20 protein-coding genes are annotated in these 24,275 nt (G+C 50.8%); 11 read left to right on the top strand and 9 right to left on the bottom strand.

Annotated features, from left to right (window positions below; genetic code table 11):
* Nucleotides 1-12 precede the first annotated feature (12 nt).
* Complete coding sequence (locus C3F13_08695) at nucleotides 13-480, bottom strand: hypothetical protein (GenBank protein PWB53484.1); 468 nt, start codon at nucleotides 478-480, stop codon at nucleotides 13-15.
* Nucleotides 481-635: 155 nt separating this feature from the next.
* Here C3F13_08695 and C3F13_08690 point away from each other — a divergent pair, with 155 nt between their 5' ends.
* The 4 genes from C3F13_08690 (at nucleotide 636) to C3F13_08675 (ending at nucleotide 5,789) form a co-directional block, all read left to right on the top strand.
* The gene (locus C3F13_08690) at nucleotides 636-2,138 is read left to right on the top strand and encodes a peptidase S10 (protein ID PWB53483.1); all 1,503 of its coding nucleotides are present in this window, start codon (nucleotides 636-638) and stop codon (nucleotides 2,136-2,138) included.
* A 725-nt stretch (nucleotides 2,139-2,863) separates the two neighbouring features.
* Complete coding sequence (locus C3F13_08685; GenBank protein PWB53482.1) at nucleotides 2,864-3,982, top strand: hypothetical protein; 1,119 nt, start codon at nucleotides 2,864-2,866, stop codon at nucleotides 3,980-3,982.
* A 90-nt stretch (nucleotides 3,983-4,072) separates the two neighbouring features.
* Nucleotides 4,073-5,209 (top strand): hypothetical protein, encoded by a 1,137-nt coding sequence (locus C3F13_08680; protein PWB53481.1) that lies wholly within the window; start codon nucleotides 4,073-4,075, stop codon nucleotides 5,207-5,209.
* A gap of 79 nt (nucleotides 5,210-5,288) precedes the next feature.
* Nucleotides 5,289-5,789: a GNAT family N-acetyltransferase gene (locus tag C3F13_08675; protein PWB53480.1), complete on the top strand. Its 501-nt coding sequence runs from the start codon at nucleotides 5,289-5,291 to the stop codon at nucleotides 5,787-5,789.
* Between the two features lie 69 nt (nucleotides 5,790-5,858).
* Here C3F13_08675 and C3F13_08670 read toward each other — a convergent pair whose 3' ends face one another.
* The 4 genes from C3F13_08670 to C3F13_08655 are packed head-to-tail and all read right to left on the bottom strand — an operon-like array spanning nucleotide 5,859 to nucleotide 8,909.
* Nucleotides 5,859-6,650, bottom strand: coding sequence for an ABC transporter permease (locus tag C3F13_08670; protein PWB53618.1), 792 nt, complete (start codon nucleotides 6,648-6,650; stop codon nucleotides 5,859-5,861).
* Nucleotides 6,651-6,693: 43 nt separating this feature from the next.
* The gene (locus C3F13_08665) at nucleotides 6,694-7,062 is read right to left on the bottom strand and encodes a GxxExxY protein (GenBank protein ID PWB53479.1); all 369 of its coding nucleotides are present in this window, start codon (nucleotides 7,060-7,062) and stop codon (nucleotides 6,694-6,696) included.
* A 54-nt stretch (nucleotides 7,063-7,116) separates the two neighbouring features.
* Nucleotides 7,117-7,920, bottom strand: a complete 804-nt coding sequence (locus C3F13_08660; GenBank protein ID PWB53478.1) for an ABC transporter permease — start codon at nucleotides 7,918-7,920, stop codon at nucleotides 7,117-7,119.
* Complete coding sequence (locus C3F13_08655; protein PWB53477.1) at nucleotides 7,917-8,909, bottom strand: ABC transporter; 993 nt, start codon at nucleotides 8,907-8,909, stop codon at nucleotides 7,917-7,919. The genes C3F13_08660 and C3F13_08655 overlap by 4 nt, the downstream gene beginning before the upstream one ends.
* An 80-nt stretch (nucleotides 8,910-8,989) precedes the next feature.
* Between C3F13_08655 and C3F13_08650 the strand changes: the two genes are divergently transcribed.
* From C3F13_08650 to glnA, 4 genes are all read left to right on the top strand, one after another.
* Entirely contained in the window at nucleotides 8,990-10,081 is a 1,092-nt protein-coding gene (locus tag C3F13_08650; GenBank protein PWB53476.1) for a hypothetical protein, read from the top strand.
* An 80-nt stretch (nucleotides 10,082-10,161) separates the two neighbouring features.
* Nucleotides 10,162-10,647 (top strand): GNAT family N-acetyltransferase, encoded by a 486-nt coding sequence (locus C3F13_08645; GenBank protein ID PWB53475.1) that lies wholly within the window; start codon nucleotides 10,162-10,164, stop codon nucleotides 10,645-10,647.
* A gap of 39 nt (nucleotides 10,648-10,686) precedes the next feature.
* Nucleotides 10,687-11,421 (top strand): zinc ribbon domain-containing protein, encoded by a 735-nt coding sequence (locus C3F13_08640; protein PWB53474.1) that lies wholly within the window; start codon nucleotides 10,687-10,689, stop codon nucleotides 11,419-11,421.
* Between the two features lie 75 nt (nucleotides 11,422-11,496).
* A complete protein-coding gene (gene glnA / locus C3F13_08635; GenBank protein ID PWB53473.1) occupies nucleotides 11,497-12,918 on the top strand; it encodes a type I glutamate--ammonia ligase in 1,422 nt (473 codons plus the stop codon).
* A gap of 176 nt (nucleotides 12,919-13,094) precedes the next feature.
* On the opposite strand, the gene C3F13_08630 is transcribed toward glnA, so the two are convergent.
* Nucleotides 13,095-13,277 (bottom strand): hypothetical protein, encoded by a 183-nt coding sequence (locus C3F13_08630; protein ID PWB53617.1) that lies wholly within the window; start codon nucleotides 13,275-13,277, stop codon nucleotides 13,095-13,097.
* 351 nt (nucleotides 13,278-13,628) lie between these two features.
* Here C3F13_08630 and C3F13_08625 point away from each other — a divergent pair, with 351 nt between their 5' ends.
* From C3F13_08625 to C3F13_08615, 3 genes are all read left to right on the top strand, one after another.
* The gene (locus C3F13_08625; protein ID PWB53472.1) at nucleotides 13,629-14,828 is read left to right on the top strand and encodes a hypothetical protein; all 1,200 of its coding nucleotides are present in this window, start codon (nucleotides 13,629-13,631) and stop codon (nucleotides 14,826-14,828) included.
* A 548-nt stretch (nucleotides 14,829-15,376) separates the two neighbouring features.
* A complete protein-coding gene (rsgA, locus tag C3F13_08620) occupies nucleotides 15,377-16,417 on the top strand; it encodes a ribosome small subunit-dependent GTPase A (protein PWB53471.1) in 1,041 nt (346 codons plus the stop codon).
* Nucleotides 16,401-16,892, top strand: a complete 492-nt coding sequence (locus C3F13_08615; GenBank protein PWB53470.1) for a hypothetical protein — start codon at nucleotides 16,401-16,403, stop codon at nucleotides 16,890-16,892. Before rsgA ends, C3F13_08615 begins: the two co-directional genes overlap by 17 nt.
* Before the next feature lie 58 nt (nucleotides 16,893-16,950).
* Here the strand turns inward: C3F13_08615 and C3F13_08610 are convergent, their stop codons facing one another.
* The 3 genes from C3F13_08610 to C3F13_08600 form a co-directional block, all read right to left on the bottom strand.
* Nucleotides 16,951-17,637 (bottom strand): hypothetical protein, encoded by a 687-nt coding sequence (locus C3F13_08610; protein ID PWB53469.1) that lies wholly within the window; start codon nucleotides 17,635-17,637, stop codon nucleotides 16,951-16,953.
* 282 nt (nucleotides 17,638-17,919) lie between these two features.
* Complete coding sequence (locus C3F13_08605) at nucleotides 17,920-19,956, bottom strand: excinuclease ABC subunit B (protein PWB53468.1); 2,037 nt, start codon at nucleotides 19,954-19,956, stop codon at nucleotides 17,920-17,922.
* Between the two features lie 369 nt (nucleotides 19,957-20,325).
* Entirely contained in the window at nucleotides 20,326-24,174 is a 3,849-nt protein-coding gene (locus C3F13_08600; GenBank protein PWB53467.1) for a hypothetical protein, read from the bottom strand.
* Nucleotides 24,175-24,275 lie beyond the last annotated feature (101 nt).

Genomic DNA, 24,275 nt, shown 5'->3' with positions numbered 1-24,275 from the left:
CAAGATGACACCCTAGATGCCCAGGATATAGACGATGAAATAGACCACGATCCCGCCAAGTGTCGCCAGCATGTAGAGCGCATAAGCCCAGCGCATGAACAGCTTGTAATTGCTAAACTGCAGTGTCCTTGGCACCAGGTTGTTGCCCCGCAAGGCGACAAAGATTCCGAACACCAAACCAATGGTCCCGATAAGGGCATGTAGGCTGGTCACGGCGTAATCGCCTTCACCAAGCTTGGCCGGGATGCCTGGCAGGATATGGATGACGTAGGAGGTGACCATGGAGATCAGCACAACTGCCGAGTTTAGAATTACGGCCACAGATTGAACCCAGCGGTGAGCTACGTAGTGCTTCCGCCTGGCCAGGACGAAGCCTATATTGAATAGCACCGCGGAGAGTAAAATCAACACCAGGGTAAGGTCGGCACGTAGCGTAGCCCTGGTTCCTAAAAGCCCAGGCATGGTGAGGAAGTCATTCATATAGCTTTGTCCCTAGTTCATTGGTTTCATTGTAGCAGAATAAAAAAGAATAGTTGCCAGGCCTACATTACTAGTTTATTAATACACTTCACCCAGCAATCTGCTGGGTGTAAAATCATTCGAGATAAAATAATCGAATTCAGGAGAGGATAACCATGGTCGAGCAGGAAAAAGAAACCCCAAAAAGCGAAGAGCCATCCCACCCAGAGCCCAAGGATAATCTGGTTGAGACGAAGCACACCATCATCATCGACGGTGAGGAAATCAGCTACACTGTCGTTTGCGGGACGATTGTTCTGAAGGAAGAGTCGGAAAAGAAAGGTGAAAAGGAAGGCGAGTCGGAAGGAGAGAAACCCCGCGCGGCGATCTTCTTTGTGGCTTACACCCGCGATGGTGTTGCTGACAAGCAGAAGCGTCCATTGACTTTTTCATTTAATGGAGGGCCTGGATCGTCTTCTGTCTGGCTTCACCTGGGTCTGTTAGGCCCACGCCGCGTGCTGCTCGATGATGACGGCTTTGCCTATCCACCTCCGTACCAGCTGGTGGATAATGCCTACTCGCTGCTTGATCATACCGACCTGGTGTTCATTGACCCGGTCAGCACAGGTTTCAGCCGCGCCATTCCTGGTGAGAAACCCAAGCAATTCCACGGTTTTAAGAAGGATATTGAATCGGTGGGTGATTTTATCCGCCTGTACACAACCCGCTATCAACGCTGGACTTCTCCGAAGTTCCTGATCGGCGAGAGTTATGGCACCACCCGGGCAGCCGGTCTTTCAGGCTATCTGCAGGAACGCCATGGCATGTACTTGAATGGGATCATGTTGATCTCATCCATTTTAAATTTCCAAACAGCCGATTTCCATACCGGGAATGACCTGCCATACATTCTCTTCTTGCCCACCTATACTGCCACGGCCTGGTATCATCACCGCTTGAGTGGCGAATTGGAAAAGGATCTGCAAGCTACCCTGACTGAGGTTGAAGACTTTGCCATGGGCGAATATGCCCACGCCTTGATGCAAGGTGATGACCTGCAGGATGAGGAGCGCTTGTTGATCGCCCGCAAGCTGGCACGCTTTACTGGCCTCTCCGAGGATTACATCGATCGCACGAGCCTGCGGATTGATATCTTTCGCTTCACCAAGGAACTGCTACGCCACGCCAAGCGTACCGTCGGCCGCCTGGATAGCCGCTTCAAGGGTATTGACCTCGATTCAGCGGGTGAACATTTCGAGTTCGATCCGAGCATGAGCAATATCGGCGGACCCTATACTGCCACATTGAATGATTATGTGCGAGGTGAGCTGAAATTTGAGTCTGACCTGAACTATGAGATCCTGTCAGAACGCGTCTATCCTTGGAGTTATGCGGAATTCGAAAACGAGTACGTCAACGTCGCCGAGACGTTGCGTAAGGCAATGACCACCAACCAGTACCTGAAGGTGTATGTCGCAAATGGCTATTTCGACCTGGCCACACCCTACCTGGCCACAAGATACACCTTCAAACACCTGGGACTTGATCGAGCTTTGCTGGACAATCTGCGGATGGGTTTCTTTGAAGCCGGGCATATGATGTATATCCATATCCCCTCCCTTGCCAGGTTGAAATCTGACCTCGTGGATTTCATCACCTGGGCAGTACCCAATCCATAAGCGTAAGGTTTACTGCATGTCATGCATCTGACATTGGTCGCTGTGGGTTCGCGCAGGGCCGTTCAACCCTAGCTGGCCCTCGGATGAGGTTTGCAACGCGGTGGTTACCAGCGACAGTTTTGTGCCGACCGGTTATTCGAAGGGTTGGTGAGATCCACCGGACTGGATTAGACCCCCATATCAGCGACCTCGGTGGATTTGATGCAGCAGGATCTTTCCCAGTTCGGTGGACCGGTGAAGTTGATGGGCTGGCAGTAAAGCCATTTCAAACCCTTGGCGCGCCAATTCTTCGCCTGCCAGCCATGCTGGGGTATGCGAGTCCATCAGCTAGGGGTTGGCCCTAAGCTCATCCCATTCGCAAAGCTGTATGCAGATAGCCTGGCAGCAGCCATTGACCAGCTGGCCAATGACCCCAGCCTGTGAAGCAATGCAGGAGTTTTAAGTGAGAAGCTGCAATATGAGGATGGCATAGGTAAAGCCAAGGGCATGATCCCGGCATTCTTCGAGCTGCACTAGCTCGGTTTCCTCCCAGAATTGCGATTATGGGAACAAAACCCCTCGCGCTTGCGTTAATAACCACGCGGGCAATACCCGTGCGGCATGCTATTAAAAAGAGAACCCAATGGCAGAAATCAACAAGCGAACCATCCCGTTGCTGGCTTTATTGATGATTGTAGATGGTCGGCTGGTGTGGATTGCCTGGGTTCCACTAGGATTAGATAAAAATGCGTAAAGGATTATTAAAGAAAATCTTGATCGCCGAGGTGGCCATTGCCTCCCTGGCGATGGTGTTTATCCTGGTAGCCTTGTGGAATAAACCCCTCGGGCCAGCACTGGCTTACTCTCCCACCCAGGTGTTAACGAACGCCCAAACCACTGAAGAGATGACCGCGGCCTCAGGCGATCAGGCCCCCGTTCCAGAAGCCACTCCCACCCAGGCATCATTGCTGGGGAAGATCATTTCGCTGGGTAAACCACCTGCCTCCACCACCAAGACCCTCTGTGGTGGGCCAGTCGTCATGACCATCCTCCTGGTTGGATCGGACGAGAGGTCTGAGGGTTACTTGTATGGGCTGGCTGACTCCATTCGCCTTGTGCGCGTGGATTTCGCCACACCCAGCTTGAAAACCCTGGATATCCCGCGTGACTTGTGGGTTGAGATCCCAGGCATTTCTGATCACTATGGCATCACCCATGGCAAGCTCAACCAGGCATATTTCTTCGGTAATCCGGGGATGGGTTATTACGATGGCCCTGGTCAGGGGCCAGGTCTGCTTGCAGACACCCTCAAGCAGAACTTTGGGGTGAGTGTGGATCACTACCTGGCCATGGATATGACCACCTTCGTGCGCATTATCGACACCATCAATGGCATCGATGTCTACCTGGATGGTTTAACCGATCTCAACCAAAATCATGATGGTGAAAATCCGCTGTATGTCTTACAGCCAGGTGTGCAACACCTCGACGGGCAAATGGCTCTCCGGCTGGCGATGAACCGTTACCCCACTATATTCCAGCGTGCCCGCAACCAGGATATCGTCATAAAGGCCATTGAGACAAAACTACTCTCACCCGAAGGCCTGCTCCGGCTGCCTGACCTGGTGGCAATGTTCTCCAGTTCGATCCAAACTGACATGAGCCCGAATGACATCAGCAAGCTAATTTGCCTGAGTAAATCCTTGCCGAAGGAGAATATTAGCGTGGCCGCGTTTCCCGATGAAATGTTCACCGGCGCCCATGCCTATGACCCCTATCGTCAGGTAAACACCTATATCCTGGAAGTAGATAACAACCAATTACGTACTGAATTTTCCGGGTTCGTGGAAGGGACCTGGCCCTAAACCTGGCTAACAATACTGTTGGTTTAGACTGACATTGCCTGCCTTAAAGATGGTTGGAATGGGTGTAAAATCAGGCAGAGTCAGGTGACCATGCGCCTATCCATGATCTTATTGCTGCTTCTGCTGGTCGTGCTCCTTGGGCTAACTGCCGCAGGGATCTACGTCATATTCTCCTGGGAAAAACCTCTCGGACCGGCGCTTAATCTACCCACCTACACTGCACCCATAAGTCAACCGTTACCCATCGCAACACAGGTTGCCACACCATTGGTCAATCTGGCTGAGGCTACACCTCAGGCGGCCATCTCAACCCAGGTTAATGAGTTCGAACAACCGAGCTCACCTTCTAGTACACTCGAGCCCTCTGCCCAACCCTTGTGTGGTGGACCGCCAATCATGACCATCCTGATGATCGGCTCGGATGCGCGTTCTACAGGGTACTTGTATGGCCTGGCTGATTCGGTCCACGTTGTGCGTATCGATTACACCAAACCCGATGTAATGATGGTCGATTTTCCGCGCGACCTGTGGGTGGAAATTCCCGGCATTTCCGATCACCACGGGATCACACATGGCAAGCTCAACCAGGCTTATTTATATGGCAACCCGGGTATGGGATATTATGATGGTGACGGTGCCGGGCCTGGTCTGTTGGCCCTCACCCTAGACTACAACTATGGCATGCGCGCCGACCACTATATTGCCGTCGACCGACAGACATTTGTCAAGATGATCGATGCCATCGGTGGGGTTGATGTGAAACTAAATTCTCCCGTCGACTTGAATGATATTCATGACACACCTGAACCTCGCATGGTACTCCAGGCAGGCATGAACCACCTGGATGGTGAGCAATCGCTCAGGCTGGCATCCGATCGCAACCCGACCACCTTCCAGCGCATGAAATATGAGAAGCTCATCCTGAGTGCCCTGCGTGAGAAGTTACTCACCCCCGAGATGCTCCCCAAGCTGCCCCTGCTTGCCGCCAGGTTCATTGGCTCTGTTCAGACAGATCTAAGCTTGTCTGAAATCAATAGCTTGATCTGCATTTCCCAGGAGATACCCACGGATAACATCATGGCCGATTCCTTCCCCCATGATATGTTTACCGCCGAAGTCACGTACGACGAAAACCGTGACGTGAATACGTTTATTTACGGGGTGGATAATATTGCCTTGAGAGCCATGGTTTCTAAATTCATGAATGGCATCTGGCCCATGCCGTGAGCTGCGAATTTCTCGTTTCTCCAAAGACAAGGCAAAAAATAATTTAAAATATGATCTCAGGTCAAGATTTATTTGACCGATGCTTTACCATTTATTGGAGCTGCGTATGCCTGAAAATCTTCCCTCCATCAAAATTTCCAGGGTGACTGAGCTCACCGATGATCTGTACCAGGCCTGCCAGCGCCTGGTGCCCCAGCTGACCAATAATAATCCACCTCCCACACAGGATCAGCTGGCCCGGCTGATCGGAAGTGAGGCATCACGCCTGTTTATTGCCCAGGATATGTCAAGCAGCCGCACAGAGATCATCGGACTGGCAACGTTGATCGTCTACCCCGTCCCAACCGGTCTGCGGGGTTATATCGAGGATGTGGTGGTCGAAGGCAGCTGGAGAGGCAAAGGCATCGGTGAGGCGCTCACCCTGGCATGCCTCGATGCTGCCGAAGAAGCTGGCTGCCCGCAGGTCATGCTGACCTGCAACCCGGGCAGGACGGCTGCCAACCGCCTGTATCAACGAATGGCCTTCGAGCAGCGCAAGACGAACGTGTATCGATATAGTTTTCAGAAAAAGCAAGCATAAGGATTAGCCAGGATATTTTTACAGCAGGCACTATTCTAAAAATTTTCGGAGATCAGCTCGAATAATTCTTTACGCCGATGCTCCCGAATAATTCTTCAACCCCCAACGCCAGACGAGGCGCGCCAGTACAACAAATAATACGGTCAGTGCGAATGTGCCAAGCAGGATCAGCGGTGTCAGGCGTGAGGTGAGTGCTTCAGCAGGAATGGTGACCGCGAACGCCACCGGGATGATGAAGGTCAACCCCACCCGCAGCCATTGCGGGTAGATACCCACCGGCCACCTTCCAGCCGCATACACCCCCTGGAACAGGTTAACGATTTCGTCCACACGCACGAACCAGAAAGCTGTTGAGGTGATCATCAGCCAGAAGCAATAAATCAGGATGCTGCCCAGGAAGAGTGCCAGAATGAAAGCTACCGATTGGCTGATGCCCACGATCCCCTGGTAGTGGTATATCCCATAGCCCAGCACAATAAATCCCACCAACGCATCGGTGAGTGACCAAAAGCGGAATTCCCGGATGCTCACCAGGCCTTGAGCATCAGCCGGCTTGGTCAGTGCATAATCCAGTGTGCCCTGCTGGATTTCTTCCAGCAAGCGGGTCATGTTGGGTTGGATAAAGGCATTGATCACCCCTCCCATCAGCACGAAAATCCCCATTACGATCAACAGCTCCGCCTGGTTCCAACCATTCAGGTCAGTGGTGTGTGAAAACACCAGCCACAGCCCGATCAACCCGGTGACCAGTGAGATGAGCGATTGGCCGAGTTGCACGAAGAAGTTCACCCGGTACTGCATCTCGTTCTGTATCCCCACCCGCAAATATTTCATCGCCAGATATAACATAATCAACTCCAGGTATGAACCACTGATGAACACAGATTGACACAGATGACTATCCTTAATAAACCATCCTTTTAATTCCAAGCCTGGTGGTTCCGAAATTAAGGATGAGTCCACGATGTATACCTGTTGCCTTTAGATAATTGATTAATTGAGCTTGATAGCTATCATCAATTGCCTTGGCTGCTTTGATTTCTAGGATGACCTGCCCTTCCACTAAAATGTCTGCGTAGTACTCACCTACCAAGATTCCCTGGTAAGCCACTGGGATAGATTTCTGCTGTTCGCAATTCATCCCAGCTGTCTTCAATTCGATCATCAGCGCGTTTTCATTTACTTTTTCAAGAAATCCACAGCCGAGAGTGTTGCTGACTTTGAAAGCACAGCCAAGTATCTTCTCGGTTAGCTCATCTCTTTCTTCATTCATTCTTATTCTTTACCTCATTTTCTGTGTTCATCTGTGTTTATCTGTGGTTGCTTCTTACCCTCCCACTGCAGAGAACTGGCGGACGGAATACTTCCACATGATCTTCACTGCCAGCCAGCCAATGGCGATCCACAACAGCTGCATGCCTAGCCCGGCCAGCATCTGCTGCACGCTCATGGTTGACACCAGCACTTCGATGGGGAAGTAGAATGTCCATTGGAACGGCATATAAGCCGCTATCTGTTGGACTACCGGCGGCATGAGCGGCATCGGCACCAGCCGGCCAGAGAAAATCAACTCAATGGCGAAGAATAGCTCGAAGATTGCTCCCACACGGGTGGTAAAGAAGGTGATCAGCCCCAGCAATGAGAGCAGCATGGTGCGGATCAGATAAGCTCCCCAGATGGCGAAGAAGAAACCGATCACCTGGTACCAGGCAGGGTGCAGCTCGGGCTTGAAGAACAGGGACAGGAACAGCCCCAGCGGGATCCACAGCACGATCACCACTACTTTCATCCCGGCGAAGTAAGCCACATCATTGTTCAAGGGGTGGATCGGCCGCAGCAGGTCCATGGAAAACCACCCACCTCGGATGCGGTTTTCCCACCCATAGGGAGTGAACACGATATTCATGTTGCGTACCAGCGTCCACACCAGATAATAGGCGGCGAAGGCGCCGGGAGTATAGCCACCCACCGAGCCTCCCTGGGCATTGGCTACGGTCGACCATACCACCAGGTAGATCACCGGCTCGGCGATCATCCCGATCATGTAAAAATAGTGGAATGCCCGGTACTGGATCTGCGACTGGATGGCGACCTTCATCGTAGTCAGGTAATAATCGATCATGTGCCTCATGCAGGGTCCTCCTCCGGTTTTCCCTGGGCAAAGACCTGCTCGATCACATCTTCGATCGGTGGGTCTTCCACGTTCAGGTCCTCCACTTCCAGGTCATTCAGCAGGCGGGCGGTTACCTGAGGCGTTTCTGCCTTCGGCACCCGCAGGGTGAAGCGCATGCCATCCTGGCTTATCACCTGTCCATACCTTTCCAGGCTGGCACCTGCTGTTTGGAGCGTCACACCAACGGTCTTGAAGGCTGAGAACTGTTCCACCAGGCAGCTTAGCTCTCCATCAAACAGCAGCTTGCCGTGGTGAATCACAATCACCCGCTTGCAGAGCGCTTCCACGTCAGCCATGTAGTGCGAGGTAAGCAGCACGGTGGCTCCGTAGCGTTTGTTGTATTCAGCCACGAAGGTCCGGATACGCCGCTGCATGGTGACATCCAACCCCAGGGTGGGTTCATCCAGGAATAGCACCTTCGGGCGGTGCAGCAAGGCCCCGGCAATTTCCATCTTCATGCGCTCACCCAGGCTGAGGTTGCGGACCGGTTTCGTCACCAGGTCTTTTAGCTCCAGCAGCTCGATGAATTCATCACGGGTACGGGTGAACTCGGTGGTGGGGATATCATAAATGGAGCGCATCAGGTCAAACGAGTCAAGGGCGGGCAAGTCCCAAACCAGCTGCTGGCGGTTACCCATCACCAGGGTGATCTGCCGCAGGAATTCCGGCTGGCGTTTGGAAGGCACGTAGCCAAGCACACTCAGGTTTCCATGGGTGGGGTAGAGCAGCCCCGATAGCATTTTCAGCGTGGTGGTTTTCCCCGCACCATTGGGGCCTAAGAATCCGACCACCTCTCCTTGGACGATTGAGAAATTAATCTGCTCAACCGCCTTTACGATCACGTATTCTCGTTTAAACAAGCTCCCGATGGAGGCTTTCAGGCCGGCTTTGCGTACGGGAACTTGATAGTGTTTGGAAAGGTCATTCAGCTGGATGATGGCGGGCATGCTGGCTCCTTTACCAATGCAGAAATCAGGATTTCCTCATGGATGTGATTTGCTATAATTCTAGTAGATGGAGTGATCCTATGATCGTTAAATTCTCTGGAACTGTCTATTATGCCAATGGTGATCCTATCTCTGGCGTGATCGTTCGAATATTCGATAAGGATGCGGTTGGGAAACAGGATGATGACCTTACCATGGTGCAGGGGATCTCAGATGTGTATGGCTGCTTCACACTGACATATGAACCCTTGCGTTACCTTGACTATCATACCATTCACCTCCCCGGCGGATCTGAAGATGATAATCCTGATGAAGGCAGTAATCCAGGCTATCAATTCCCAGACCTCGGAGATATCTATCTCCCCTACCTTCAGTTTAATTATACAATCAACAGCATTGATCAGGTGCATACGGCCTCGTTGGGGCTATTTCGCACGAAATTCATCTTACCTGTCCACCCTCCGGTGAATTTCGTGCCCTCCAAGGGAGGCTTTAAGTTTCCTAACTGTTTCAATGGGTATTTCTTACCTTACTCCACCCCGGATTTCTTGTCCCCCAAAGTGCCACCCACCTATGGTCTGTGTGGGGGGATGTGCGCTGCAGCCTATGATTTTGCCTTATCAGGGCGGCTCGTTCCATCGCGGGCTGAGGCACCTCACCAGGGCACACGCCTGCAGCGCTACCTGTATCATCGCCAGATGGATTCTCTGGGTGGGTTGGGTCAGCAAGCCATTAAGGTTGCGCAGTGGACCAGCCTGCCCAGTGACACCCTGCTTGGCACCTACCGCCGGACTTTCGACGAATTTAGCATCCTGCGGCAGAAGCTATCCAATGGGAATCCGGTCATCCTGGCCCTGATCTATGAGCAGGCTACATCCATCAAGCAGCTTTCCGAGGTGATTTTCAAAAACCATCAGGTGCTGGCTTATGCTTATCAGGAGGATCCTGCCGGGGCGATCACCCTGCAGGTCTATGACCCAAACCTGCCTGGGCATGATGATGTCGTCATCCGGGCTGAGCCGGTGGAGATGGGTGAAAGCTCACCTTCAGCCTCTTCAGAGACAGTCCGGGGATTGCAGTCCACGCAGCTGGTCGGCGGTGGCTTTTACCGGGATGTGCGCGGCTTTTTCGAGATGCCTTATACCCCGGTGAAGCCGCCCCAAGGGTTATGATTGCAAGCTGTGGATTTCCAAAGGCTTGAAATATCAAGTATACTTCGAACAAATCCAACCTGAACATCACCGAGGAACTTATGGAGTGGCAAAAAGACCAATACACGATCGATACCGATAAATCCAAACTCAATATTGCGATGATTCATCATTTTCTCTACACTACTGCCCATTGGGCAATTGGCCGGCCGATGAGCGTGGTGAAGAAATCCATTGAGAATTCTTTGTGCTTTGGGGTGTATCAGGGTGATGAACAGATCGGTTTTGCCCGTTTAGTCACCGATGGAGCCACAGTGGGCTGGATCTGCGACATGTTCATCCTGCCTGCCCATCGTGGAAAAGGATTGGGATCCTGGCTGGTGGATTGCATGATGAAGCATCCAGATGTGGCGGGTTTACGCCGTATCCTGCTCAATACCCGTGATGCGCACGAACTCTACAAGAAATATGCCGGGTTCCGCCAGCTGCTGGCGCCTGAAAGCTGGCTGGAAAGGTTTAATGATTCACCGATGCGGATGGCTGAAAAATCAGTAAAACCCGGATCAAAGAAACCCGTTGTAAAATGATCATGGTTAACATTCCACTTTAGCAAATGGAGTTATTTTATGAGTGAGAGAATCGAATTCACGCGGAATTATGAAGACTTGAGCACCAACCAGGGGTTTCAGTATGAATTCAAGTGCGATCGCTGCGGTACGGGCTATCGCACCCGCTTCCAGCCATCGGTATTAGGAACGGCAGCCTCGGCATTGTCGACTGCCAGTAATATCTTTGGGGGTTTCCTCAACAGTCTCTCCAATGCGGGTGAGAATATGCGCTCAGCCTCCTGGGAAAAAGCCCACGACGAAGCCTTTCTCAAGGCGGTGGAAGAGATCAAACCCGATTTTATCCAATGCCCGCGCTGCACCAGCTGGGTATGCAAGAAGACCTGCTGGAATGAGAAGCGCGGCTTGTGCAAGCAATGCGCCCCCGACCTGGGTGTTGAGATGGCAGCTGCCCAGGCCTCCCGTACTACCGAGGAGATTTGGGCTCACTCTAAGGTGGCTGAAGAAGACCTGGCCATGATGAAGGAAGAAGCCTGGAGGGAGGGGGTGCGCGCTACCTGCCCGAGCTGCGGGAAGCCGCTCCCTGGGAAGACCAAATTCTGCCCAGAGTGTGGTGCGGAAGTCCTGGCTGATATCAAGTGTGCACAGTGCGGTGCCAAGCTGGCCGCCAACGCTAAGTTTTGCCCGGAGTGTGGCGCAAAAGTGGAAATTGAGCTCAAGTGTTCAGGATGCGGAGCAAAACTGGCCCCAGGCACGAAATTTTGCCCTGAGTGTGGCGCAAAAGCTCCTAGTTAATCCGGTTAACGCTGGCATCAGATGCTCGATAAAAACATGCAAGCTTAAATTCCTGTGATTTGAGGAGAACCTTCAATGTTTCAGACATATGAACAGGCCAGACGATTCTTGGATGAACACAACATCCAGATGGTGGACCTCAAGTTCACAGATCTGTGGGGTAGGTGGCACCACCTGACCGTCCCCACCAGCCAGTTTTCACCGCAGCTGCTCGAGAACGGCATTGGTTTCGATGGCTCTGCTGTGGGTTTGAAAAGTGTCAAAGCAGGAGACATGGTGCTGGTGCCTGAGCTTTCTACCGGCATGCGCGATCCATTCTGGGATGCAGCCACGCTCAGCTTCATCTGCACCACCCTGGAAGCTGACACGCATGATGTATTCACCAATGACCCGCGTAATATTGCCATTCGGGCTGAGCAATATCTTCAGTCCACAGGCATCGCTGACGAAAGCCGCTGGGGGCCGGAATTTGAGTTCTATATCTTTGACAGCGTCTCCTATGAATATGGGGTTAACCGGGCCAGTTATCGGGTCGAATGCCAGGAAGCCGATTGGTCCAGCGTGCAGAGTGGGCATGGGCATTACATCCCAGTACATGGCGGTTACCATGCCATCCCCCCCAAGGACCAATTCTTCAACCTGCGTACTGAAATGACCCTCCATCTCCAGGATATGAACATCCCGGTGAAATATCACCACCACGAGGTGGGTGGGCCGGGCCAGTCAGAGATTGAAACCCCGATGATGGGCATGCTGCAGGCTGCCGATGCCACCATGATTATTAAATATGTCACCAAGATGACTGCCCATGCCCATGGCAAGACCGTCACCTTTATGCCCAAACCATTGTATGGCGAGGCTGGCTCAGGGATGCACTTCCACCAGCACCTGTTCAAGGATGGCAAGAACGTATTCTACGACCCAAATGGTTACGGCTGCATGAGCCAGACCGCTTTGTACTACATTGGTGGGTTGCTTAGTCACGGTGCAGCATTGCTGGCCCTCACCAACCCCAGCACCAATTCGTATAGCCGATTGGTGCCAGGATATGAGGCCCCAGTGAATGCCTTTTTCTCGCTGGGGAACCGCAGCGCGGCGGTGCGCATCCCCAAGTATGCCACCCAACCGGAAGCGGCCCGCATGGAATTCCGCCCGCCCGATGCCACCTGTAACGTTTACCTGGCCCTCTCAGCCCAATTGCTGGCCGGGCTGGATGGAATTGCACGTAAAATTGACCCGACAGAGGCCGGTTTTGGTCCCATCGATGCCAATATATTCGCCTGGAGTGACGACCAGCGCTCGCATATCATGAGCCTGCCCGATTCGCTCAATGCTGCCCTGGTCGCCCTTGAGAATGACCACCAGTTCCTGCTCGCCGGGGATGTGTTTAGCGAGCTGCTGCTCAGCCAGTGGGTGGACTTCAAGCGCAACCAGGAGTATTACCAGGTGCGCAACCGGCCACATCCGTATGAAATGAGCCTATATTTTGACGTTTAGTCGATAAGTTGGTTAATCGGTGGTAATCTTTCCCCAATAAATATTTCGACATTATAAATTTTTACCCGGATAATGAAACCAATCATTATCCAGGCAGATGCCAGGTATTCTCCCCCATCCTTTAGCTTTTATAGTTGTAATTCGCTGTCGAGAATTTCAGGTACTAACCCGCCTGCTTACTCTCTTTCAAGGAATTCCAATGCTTGTTTCACCAGGAACACCGGCCAGACCAGGGCTTTCAGAAACCCCAGGGCTTTTTCCTGTGGGTTGAGGCCTTTATTGATGTAATAGATGGCTGCCCCGATGATGCCTAATCCATACACCGCCCCGGAAGAGCCACCCTGGACGCGCACATTCACTTTCTGATCTTCTTTTTCATTAGATGGGGTAATATTAGTGTCCATTGCTTCTCCTGTATGTTCGATCCATATTTGGGGTTGATTAATTGCACCCATAATGAGGTAATTGACCACCGTGGTTATATTCTCACCTCTGTGCTTAACCCATATTTGAGGTTGGTTGATCAGGCCAAAGATGACATGGTTCAGCTGATTTCTCATTTTTTCCACCATTCTTATATGTAATGATCCTTTTCCCCAACTGTAATTGTCCCCGAATTTATTCGTTTTGACAATAGCCAGGGATATTTGATCTACCGTTGATTTTCGAAGATCCGTGTTCTGAATAAATGGATACGTTATAATCGCCGCATGGATTCTCAGCTTCTCTACCAGCAAGATGTAAGCACGCTTGAATTCGATGCCGAGGTGGTGGAGTGCCTCACCCTGGCGGATGGCCACCAGGAAGTACTGCTCGACCGCACCTATTTCTACCCAACCGGCGGTGGGCAGGAGCATGACACCGGGATGATTGGGTCCGCCAGGGTACTGGATGTGTATAAGCATGAAACACGCCACTGCACAGTGCATGTCGTGGAAGGTGAGCCAGGGCTGGGTTATGTCCATGCACAAATCGATCGTGAGCGGCGCCTGCGCCATATGCAGCATCACACTGCCCAGCACCTGCTCACGCAGTGTCTCCTGCGCCAGACCGGCTTTGAGACCGTTTCTGCCAACATCAATGGCTACACACCCTCCACGCTGGATATCATGGCCACCCAGCTGAACAAGCCTGATTTAGACCAGGCGGAGCTGGTTGCCAACCAGGTGATCTATGAGGATCGGGTGGTGAAGACCTATTTTATTTCCCCTGCAGACCTGCCCTCGATCCCCTTACGCAGGCCACCCAAGGTTACCGAAAATATTCGCATCGTGGAGATCGACGGCTATGACTACTCGCCCTGTGGAGGCACGCACGTTTTGCGCACGGGCAGTATCGGCCTGATCAAGGTGGTCAAGGCCGAGCGTCAAAATGACAGGTTACGCATCTACTTCGTCGCTGGTCTTCAGGCACTGGAGTTAGCCAGTCAAATGTATGAGGCTTTCAGTGGATTGGCGAGCCGTATGAGCACCGCATGGCAGGAAATTCCCGAAGCATTCACCCGCCAGGCTGAACAGCTCAACGCGCTCCAGAAGGAAAACCAGGCTCTGCGCCAGGCTGGTATCCACTATGAAGCCACGGATCTCGCAGAATCTGCAGATGTGATCAGCGGTATCAAACTGGTAAGGGCTGCTTTCTCTGGGCGCCCGGTGGGCGAGCTGAGACTCTTGGGTGAGGCGCTAAAGAAGATGGCAGATGTGGTTGCCTATCTGGCTTCTTATGATGGTCAGAAGGTCTCGCTCATCGTCATCTGTGGAGAAGCAACCGGGAGAGATGCGCGGCAACTGCTCTCCGTACAGCTGGCTGAGCTCAATGGACGAGGAGGTGGCGATAGTCGCCTGGCTCAAGGGGGTGGGGTTGCCAGCTCCGAGCAGTTCAGTCACCTGCTCGAGCAGGTCAGCTTGGGCTGAGCGGAACTAAAATTTTATAAAAGTTTTCCGATGAAGGGGAAAATCTAACTTTCGCTTGAGCCTCAGGCAAGAAAATAATCTGAGGATTTTTTTATGATTGCTTTACAGAAATCGAGCTCCGAACTTCAAAACCAGTGCCTGCCCGAAGTGATGCAGTGATTTTTTACAGCTGGTTACCCAAAATGGAAATTTCCCTGTCAATGCAAAGTAGAAATGTCCCTTGACAGGGATAAATTGCGGTGATAAACTCATTTGGCATTAATCTAACCTTACGAAAGGAGCGCGTTTTCATGTCGTATTTAAAATCGGTAAATGTCTTAGACAATGCATGGACGCGCATCCAGGTGACAGGGTAAGACTTGTTGTAGCTTGACTGACTTGCCTGCCACGGGAGCGCTCATGCCCCGTGGTTTTTGTTTTAATCGCCAAAGGGTGAATTCCAGCAAGACTAAAATCTGTGTGAATTCCCTCTTGGCTGAGCTTGATAGAATATTCCACCAGCCACGGGAAACAAAGTGGCTGGTTTTATTTTGTTAGGATTGAAGACAATGCATTCTGATGTAACAAATATGTATGATGGCAGACCCGCTTTTACCGGCGTGGTCTACAAAAAAATAATTGGTAACTACGTGGTCCATGCAAATGGGTCAGCTGTGACCTGTGAATTATCAAACCGGATCCGCAAACAGCTGGTCTATCCAACCGCCGACCCAGCCAGCCTGCACCATCGGGTGCAAAAAGTGATCGAGCTGGACCATATGGACCCGTTGGCGGTGGGTGACGAGGTGCGCTACATCATGGCTGAAGGCGGTAAAGGCTTGATCGTAGAGCTGCTGCCCAGGCGTAATAAGCTGACTCGCCGGAGTGCGGTGCCCAAACCACTTCACCATGGGGCACACCCCTTCGAGCACATCATCGTGACCAACGTGGACCAGGTGATGCCAGTCATTGCTGCAGCCCAACCCGATCCGAAATGGAACTTGCTAGACCGCTACCTGACCGCCGCTGAAGAAGCCAACGTCCCTGCGTTCGTGTGTATCACCAAGATGGACCTTGTAACAGGGCAGGACGTGGCATTCCAGGAGGCACTCGATGAGTACCGTAAGATCGGATATTCGGTGGTCTTGACCAGCACCTTTAGCGGCGAGGGCATCGATGATCTGCAGAAGGCGCTCAATGGACATAAAACGGTGCTGGTGGGTAAATCTGGTGTGGGTAAGACCGCCCTGTTGAATGCCCTGCAGCCCGGATTGGGCCTGCGCGTGAAGGAAGTGAACCAGGCAACCGGGAAAGGCCGCCACACCACCACCAACCTGGAAATGTTCCCCCTGGAAGGGAGCGGCGCGATCGTGGACACCCCCGGGACGCGGGAGTTTGGTTTATGGGAGACGCAGGGCTATGACCTGGCACTCCTTTTCCCAGAGATGCGATCGCTGGTGGGAAAGTGCAAGTTCGGACTGGATTGCCAGCATGACGAAGAACCAGGCTGCGCCATACGTATGGCGGTAACGGCAGGGGAAATCCACCCGCGCCGATACCAGAGCCTGATGGTGTTAAAGAAGGAAGTACTTTATGCCCAGAGAGAATAAACACTCGCATTGGGAATGGCGTACCAGCCATGCGGGTCACAGCTTTTTCGGCTTCAAATGCCGCGTTTGCCAGGCATATGTTCCTACACTCGAAGAAATATCGGGCGTACAAAACCGCAACCACTGCCCTAACTGCCTGTGCTCACGGCACATGGACTGGATGGAGGCAGGTGATCGCCTGTCGGCATGTAAAGCGGTCATGTACCCCGTTGGTCTGAGCATCAAATGGAGCCACAACAAGTACGCCAGGGTGCTGGATGGTGAGCTGTTGCTTGTGCACCAATGCACTGACTGCGGTAAGCTATCCATCAACCGGATCGCGGCAGACGATCGCCCAGACATGCTCCAGGAACTGTTCCACACCTCGATTGAATGGGTGGACCAGTTGCAGATGTCGATCAAATCAGACATCCATCTGCTGACCAAGAAGGATGCCTGGCTGATTGACCGGCAGCTGGGTGGACTTGGGGGGTAAAAAAAGAGAGACGCGGCCAAAAGCCGCGTCTCTTCATCCTTCTAAAGAAATTTTATGATTAAGGCTGGGCTTCGTCATCATCCCACATCGGGCAATCACCGAAACCATTACCCGGGCCGAAGTCATTTCCAGAAAAATTGTTCATGTGTTCGAGCATCACATCAGCCTGCGCCTGGGTGATGACCCCCGCTGCTACTGTAGCTTTGAGAGCATCCTGGCGTACCTGCTGCCACAGGGCAGGCAGGTCAGCAGCAGTCTTTCCCTGGGCAAGGGCAATTTCCCTGGGGGTTTCACCATTGGTGAGGCGCGTGTTGACTTCGTCCACTGTCAACCCTACCGCACTGGCGAAGGCTGAGATCATGTAATCATGCATGACACCTTCTCCGCGCAGGCCACCCATCATGCCACCACGCCCGTAGCCGTCCATCATCCCGCCCCGCCCGTAGCCGCCCATCATACCACCGGGACCATAACCATATCCATTTCCCTGTGATTTTCCGTTTGGGCCGGTACGGTAGTTAAATTCACCCATCATGCCACCAGGGCCAACAAAGATGCCTGGATCGACCTGTCGCCCGTTCCGCATGATACCGAATGGGACTTGCTGATTACGTTGCTGCCCTGTAGTAACTGTCACAGTTGCAGGATTGTTGGCTTGCTGGACGCGGGCATAAACCACACCTACGCCACCCACCAAGACCAGCGCGAGACCGACGATCAAACCAATAAGCAAGAACTTTTTCATTATCTTCTCCTTTTAACAATGGTAATTCCGAGGCAGACCAAATTCATCACAATCATGGCCGGTTCGACGAAAAATGCCATTCTCACAACCTAAGAAATACATTTACCTACCAAAGAACTTTGATAATCAATAGTTTAATCCAAAATTGTGAAGGAAATATGAAGAAACGGGAAGAGAAAGCAAGTTACGTCAGAGGCGGTGGGTAATTACTATGAACCAGGCATTCTCGTAGGCTAAAAAGCGCTACCGATTTAAGGATAAGTCAGACAGGTAAACAGCAATTTAGTCTTTCTCGCCAGCCAGGTAGCGGACCTTCTCCCATGGCGGAGCCTTGGTTTCCTCGGCCAGCACACCGCGTAGCTCGTAGATCTCGTCGCGTAACATGGCGGCTTTTTCGAACTCCAATTCCTTGGCAGCCTGCTTCATCTGCACCTCTAATGCTTCGATCAGACGCTTGAGCTCGCCTCTGGGCATCCTGGCAGGCTCGATAGGACGCTCGCCGCGCGCTGTGGCCTGCGCTTTACCACCCAGCTGATCCGTCAGATCACGTACTGCCTTTACAATACTTACCGGCTCGATGCCGTGCTCCTTGTTGTAGGCAACCTGTTTCGCTCGCCGGCGATTCGTTTCTTCGATGGCGGTCTGCATCGAATTGGTCATTTTATCGGCATACATGATGACCTTGCCATCCACGTGGCGGGCAGCCCGGCCGATTGTCTGGATCAAGGCAGTATCCGAACGGAGGAAGCCTTCTTTGTCGGCGTCCAAAATTGCCACCAGCGAAACTTCCGGAAGGTCGAGGCCTTCACGCAACAGGTTAATCCCCACCACCACATCGAATACACCCAGGCGCAGGTCACGCAGGATGCCGATGCGCTCAAGGGTCTCTACCTCTGAGTGCAGGTAGTGCACCTTGATACCCAGCTCCATCAGGTAATCGGCCAGTTTTTCTGCCATGCGCTTGGTGAGGGTGGTGACCAGGGTACGCTGGCCCACTTCCACGCGCTTGCGGATCTCGACAATCAGGTTATCCACCTGGCCTTCAATCGGGCGGACCTCTACTTCGGGATCCACCAGACCTGTGGGGCGGATGATCTGCTCAACGACCTGTTCAGCATGCTCCATCTCATACGGGCCGGGGGTGGCGGAGGTATAGATTGTCGTGCCCATATGCTGCTCGAATTCTTTGAACTTGAGTGGGCGGTTATCGAGGGCGGAGGGCAGGCGAAAACCATACTCTACAAGGGTCTCCTTGCGGGAACGGTCACCGTTATACATGCCGCGTATCTGCGGGACAGTCATGTGCGATTCATCAATGATCAGCAGGTAGTCGTGGGGCAGGTAATCGATGAGCGTCCAGGGGGGAGTACCTGTGGCACGCTGGTCGAGGTGGCGCGAGTAGTTCTCAATGCCGGCGCATGAACCGATCTCGCGCAGCATCTCCAGGTCGTATATCGTGCGCTGTTCGATACGCTGAGCCTCGAGAATCTTATCGTGCTCCCGGTAGTACTTCACTCGTTCCTGAAGCTCTTCTTCGATGTCGGAAATGGCTTGCTTAAGCTTATCTTCAGCGGCAATGTAATGCTTGGCGGGGTAGATGGCGACGTTTTCCAGATCCTGGCGTAGCTCACCGGTGACGGCATCGAACTCGACGATCCGCTCGACTTCATCCCCGAAGTAGGTGACCCGGTAGCCGAAACGATCCTGGTAGGCTGGGATCACTTCCAGGGTATCGCCACGCACGCGGAAGGTGGCGGGCTTGAGCTCCATGTCATTGCGCTCGTATTGGCTTTCGATGAGGTCACGCAGGAGGGCATTGCGGCGGTAGATCTTGGCCTTATCAATGTTGATAACTACACGCCCATACTCAGCCGGGTTGCCCAGTCCGTAGATGCAGGAGACAGACGCGACGATGATCACGTCCTTGCGCGACATGAGGGAGGTTGTGGCAGCCAGGCGCAGGCGCTCAATCTCCTCGTTACGCTCGGTCTCCTTCTCGATGTAAAGGTCATGCCGGGGGACGTACGCTTCAGGCTGGTAATAATCATAGTAGCTGACGAAGTACTCCACGGCATTGTCGGGGAAGAATTCCTTGAACTCAGCATATAACTGGGCAGCCAGGGTCTTATTGTGAGCCATCACCAGGGCCGGTCGCTGCACCTGGGTGATGACCTGTGCCATGGAGTAGGTCTTGCCTGTGCCGGTGGCACCCAGCAGCACCTGGTGCTTATAACCTTTATTAATCCCGTCGATGAGTTGACGGATAGCTTCCGGCTGGTCGCCGGTGGGTTGGTAGGGGGCGTGGAGGGAGAAGTCCATAGGAGGTCACCTTGAGGAGTAAGAATCATACCTTAATATGATAGATAGAACAAGGGTTCTAGGGCAAGAGAAAGAAATAATGCGGTTAAATTGAACCATCCAAAATTTCAAGTAATACCTATCAACCGGGTTTTCGATCCATTTTTGGGTGCGCTGAAATCGATCAGGCTAATATCGACCAGCAAGAATTATGTTTCAGAATCCTGGAGTAAGCCTAGTCAAATATTTGTCACTCTCGCAGATATCAGAAATAGAAAAGGAGTGGCAAGAATAAAAAACCAGCGGATTTTTCCGCTGGTATAAGGCATTATCATCATGCTTTTATAGAAATATTTTTTTAAGTTTTGACAATTATGCAAAAAAGGAATTTCACCTCCGAATATAGGGCAAAAAGATCGGGTACTTATCACCCACGATGATCGTTGAATCTGTAAACGGACCTTGATTCCCATCCCGGTCCTTAATAGCTACGCGCCAATAATATATAACATCCATTTGATAAATTTTCGTAGGTGTAAATTGAGTATTAATGGTTACTATTGAATCGTAAGTTGGAGCAAAAGTTGAAAATTTTGAGACTTCGAAGACATATGTTGCAGCTCCATCCACAGCACTCCAGATAAAAGTGGGCGTCTGATCAACAGGCTCACTGATTGGGCTTAAAAGGGTGGTAATTGGATATTGTTTTGTAAATGTCGCGTAAGGGACATTATACGGGCCTCTCCTTCCATTTCCATCGATTATGGCAAGATGCCAATAGTAACTTCCATCTTTATATCCTTTTGTCGGCGTCCAGCAATTATTGAATGTCTCAACCGAATCATAAATCTGGCTGAAATTTGGATCAAGGCTTACCTCAAGCCGATATTTCCAGGCAGTCAATACTGGATTTTCTTGACTATCATATCCTACCAATGGCTCCCAACAGAAGGTTGGCGCATAATGTTCGACTGATTGGTCGGGGGTTAGTTTTGTCGGAACAGGTAAGCTAAGCGAAAATTGTTGAACTTCCGACCAATCGTTAATAACACTACCATAACGTATAATATGAACACGCCAGTAATATAGTGCAGGTGGAAGAGTATTGGTCGGAGTGAAAGATGTAAGTGGTGTAACCTGGTTGATTACAGTTGATCCAAAGTTGGGATCTGTTGAAACCTGTAGACGATAGGTGCTTGCCCCTTCCGCCATGTCCCAGCTAAAGGTAGGTGTAGCAAACGTCACCGAAGTTTGCAGATTCAAAGGTGTAAAACCTAACCTTCGAAAACTCCAACCGCTCACCCAAGCTCCAAATGTTGCGGTCTCCCCTAGCATCCAATATCTTGGCTGTACCCTCCAATAATAGATATTATCTCCAACAAGATCATCGAGCATGGTGCTATTGTTTTCACCGAACCACGGTGCAGTTGAAGTCATCGTAAATTCAGCCACTAAATTGGTGTAACCGGGATCCAAATGAACCTCCAGTTTACTTCCAGCCCAAGGGCTTGATGGATTGCTTCCAGTAGGCCAATCCCAATAGAAAGGTTGGAGCGATGCTAATATCGAAGTATCTGCATTTGGATCACCAGCATTAATATTAAGCGGATAGATCATGTTCATGCGTTCTGATACAGCGCTAAATCTGCTTAGCTCTCCAGTTCCAGGTATCTGTGGATCTGATGGAACAGAATCAACAGCCACCTTTGAACTCGTATCCATACTTACCAACATTACCGAAGCCCGGCTGGTTACCTGACTCATACCAATGGCGCCATTTGGAATCCGCAGCTCGACGTATCCTTCAGCAGAATTAATTTCGGCTCCAATATCGATAAAACGCTGACCGAAATTCCAATTCGTACCATTCCAAGCATAAACCCAGGTATTTTCCTCATCCATGCCACTTGCTGTATTATCAACATATATCACATACTCAGGTCGATGAGCATCAATTGTGCTCATGCTATAATCTCTTTCTGGTGGATAAGTACCACCAGATCCGTCTATCGAATTTAGGTCGAGATAGATAATATAGGTTAAATTTGCAGGTGTAGTTTGTGCATTAAATCCAAAGAACCAGTCAGTACTTGATTGCGAAGCATAGAGTGTTGATAAATCATAAGCTCCAGACGCATCAGAAACTGGGTCATCCCCGATCAATAATTGGTTCGGTGGATCAGCTATCGAACGATCGAATCGCCACTCGGATTGAGACGCGATCTGGAATCTTCGGACCTCACTCCAGTTGCTCCAATCAGCATCAACAAAACCACGCGCTCGCCAATAAAAGGTCCCGTAATCTGTACGGTTGAGGCTGCGCTGGACCAGGCTATAGGTCGGTGAATAGGCAGGGATACTTACAATTTCAGATATTTCAAAGGTAGAAAAATCAGGGGTTCTGCTGATCTCCACTTGGTATTGGCTAGCCCCGGCAAGTGGCCACCACTCTAACAAGGGTGTAGCTTCCACAGAATCCTGGCCGTGTGCTGGTCTCAATAATTCAGGTGCTTCACCGCTTGTTGGGTCAAGTGAAAGGTTATTATTAAATCGACTTCTCCATATTTGACTCCACCAGATCAATCCAGTGCCAGGATTTGTCAGGCAGTTTCCACCCATGCTGTCAAGAGGACATACCCTCCAATAATAATCTTGATCAATAACCGTAGGAAAATCATCGCTAGAGATAGGGGTTGCACTTGTATTTTCAGTATCACATTCCCACTCTAGAGAACTGAAGTAGGGAGTCTTTGCAACCTGAATGCGATAGGCATTTATAGAAACTCCTCCAACCGGGGTTGGATTCATGACACGATGCCAGATAAATATAGGATAAGCAACGGTCCTATCTTCAACAGGGTTCAAATTATAATCGTCATAATACACTGGATCATTAGGTATATAGTAATAAAGAGGATATACCTGGATCGGTGCAAGAGATGTGGTAGAGCTTTGAAACTCGAAAACGCTGCTGGTCATGCCTAACTCGCCCCCACCATCAATCGGGGTAACTCGCCAGTAATAATATTCAGAGCCAATATATTTTTTTTGCGGTGTATATGTTGTATTGGCTGTAAGAAAACTCTCGATTAATGGAGTAGTAAAGCTTGGTTCGTCGTCTATATCAATTCTATATTGCGCAGCCCCAGGAACCGGAGTCCAGCTATACAACGGATATAGTCCAGTCTGGTACAGATTCGTAGGAGTCAATAATTGGGGTTGTAAATACCATTGTTTTTGAACATACCAGGTTTCACTCCACTGGCCTACAGCATCTCCTGATTCAACACGTACATGCCAGCAATACCTTTTGTCATTCGGGAATGTGTCGGTTGGAGTATATGATGTTTGTCTGGTGTTTATGATGGTGCCTATGTTGAAATCGCAGGTTTCATCAGAGGTATACTCGAGCCGATAGTGTTCAGCTCCTTCTATGGCTGTCCACTTAAAGGTGGGAGTAAATGTTGGGTAAGACCAATTAGCTGGCTCAAGCAATGTTGGGATCATACTTCCGTAGCCATACGCCAAGATGAATGTATTAATTCCACTCGTGGTACCAAGATGATCTGCATTGTCCATTGGAACGACACGCCAGTAGTAAGTTCCATTCTCAAGCCTATTGGCCGGTTGGTGATTAGTGGACAGGGTATCTTTCGTGTAGACTGGAGTACCGAAGCCATTATAGGATGATGCTATTTGAAAACGATATTTTGCTGCACCGGTCACTCGCCCCCAACTAAAAACAGGTGCATCAAAAAAAGTGATCGTAGCTCCATCATTCGGGCTGATCAATTCAGGTTTATTATCAACTTCTGCCCAGGTTTTTACAAATCTCCTTATCTCACTCCATTCGCCGACTGGTGCAGGTTCTTCAACCCGTACACGCCAGTACCAATCACCATCCGCCAACAAATGGCTTCCGGAAGAAGGTGTAAAGGATGTATTCGGAGTTGTGATATTGATGGTAATCGGAGTATTAAATCCAGTTTCACTATCTACTTGCAAGCGATATTTCGTTGCACTGGCAACTGTCTCCCATGAAAACGATGGAACACCTAAGGGTGGGTCTGATAGAGTAGTAGTGATCGCATCGTAATCGGGATATATTAATTGTGGAACATCCATAGCATAAGCATTTTTAGTTGTAAAAGGGAAAATTAAACTAGATATTATGACGGTGATTGAAATAATATACAGGAGCATAAATTTATTTCCAGGTTGTTTATTTCTAGGATGCATGTTCTCCTCCAAATATGCTCAAGATTTGAACTAAATATAATGTTACCTTATATCCATATTTTTACAAAGAGAATTAAGAAGTTGGTGTAACATTCTTTCTG

The organism is Anaerolineales bacterium (assembly GCA_003105035.1).
GTDB lineage: Bacteria > Chloroflexota > Anaerolineae > Anaerolineales > UBA4823 > FEB-25.
Note: the sequence above shows the minus strand (reverse complement) of the source record. Positions and strands in the feature narration are given on the sequence as shown.

Bases quoted from the DNA above. Each gene is read 5' to 3' on its own strand.
- C3F13_08695 (PWB53484.1), bottom strand. From the start codon at position 480: ATGAATGACTTCCTCACCATGCCTGGGCTTTTAGGAACCAGGGCTACG.
- C3F13_08690 (PWB53483.1), top strand. From the start codon at position 636: ATGGTCGAGCAGGAAAAAGAAACCCCAAAAAGCGAAGAGCCATCCCAC.
- C3F13_08685 (PWB53482.1), top strand. From the start codon at position 2,864: ATGCGTAAAGGATTATTAAAGAAAATCTTGATCGCCGAGGTGGCCATT.
- C3F13_08680 (PWB53481.1), top strand. From the start codon at position 4,073: ATGCGCCTATCCATGATCTTATTGCTGCTTCTGCTGGTCGTGCTCCTT.
- C3F13_08675 (PWB53480.1), top strand. From the start codon at position 5,289: ATGCTTTACCATTTATTGGAGCTGCGTATGCCTGAAAATCTTCCCTCC.
- C3F13_08665 (PWB53479.1), bottom strand. From the start codon at position 7,062: ATGAATGAAGAAAGAGATGAGCTAACCGAGAAGATACTTGGCTGTGCT.
- C3F13_08660 (PWB53478.1), bottom strand. From the start codon at position 7,920: ATGAGGCACATGATCGATTATTACCTGACTACGATGAAGGTCGCCATC.
- C3F13_08655 (PWB53477.1), bottom strand. From the start codon at position 8,909: ATGCCCGCCATCATCCAGCTGAATGACCTTTCCAAACACTATCAAGTT.
- C3F13_08650 (PWB53476.1), top strand. From the start codon at position 8,990: ATGATCGTTAAATTCTCTGGAACTGTCTATTATGCCAATGGTGATCCT.
- C3F13_08645 (PWB53475.1), top strand. From the start codon at position 10,162: ATGGAGTGGCAAAAAGACCAATACACGATCGATACCGATAAATCCAAA.
- C3F13_08640 (PWB53474.1), top strand. From the start codon at position 10,687: ATGAGTGAGAGAATCGAATTCACGCGGAATTATGAAGACTTGAGCACC.
- glnA (PWB53473.1), top strand. From the start codon at position 11,497: ATGTTTCAGACATATGAACAGGCCAGACGATTCTTGGATGAACACAAC.
- C3F13_08625 (PWB53472.1), top strand. From the start codon at position 13,629: ATGGATTCTCAGCTTCTCTACCAGCAAGATGTAAGCACGCTTGAATTC.
- rsgA (PWB53471.1), top strand. From the start codon at position 15,377: ATGCATTCTGATGTAACAAATATGTATGATGGCAGACCCGCTTTTACC.
- C3F13_08615 (PWB53470.1), top strand. From the start codon at position 16,401: ATGCCCAGAGAGAATAAACACTCGCATTGGGAATGGCGTACCAGCCAT.
- C3F13_08610 (PWB53469.1), bottom strand. From the start codon at position 17,637: ATGAAAAAGTTCTTGCTTATTGGTTTGATCGTCGGTCTCGCGCTGGTC.
- C3F13_08605 (PWB53468.1), bottom strand. From the start codon at position 19,956: ATGGACTTCTCCCTCCACGCCCCCTACCAACCCACCGGCGACCAGCCG.
- C3F13_08600 (PWB53467.1), bottom strand. From the start codon at position 24,174: ATGCATCCTAGAAATAAACAACCTGGAAATAAATTTATGCTCCTGTAT.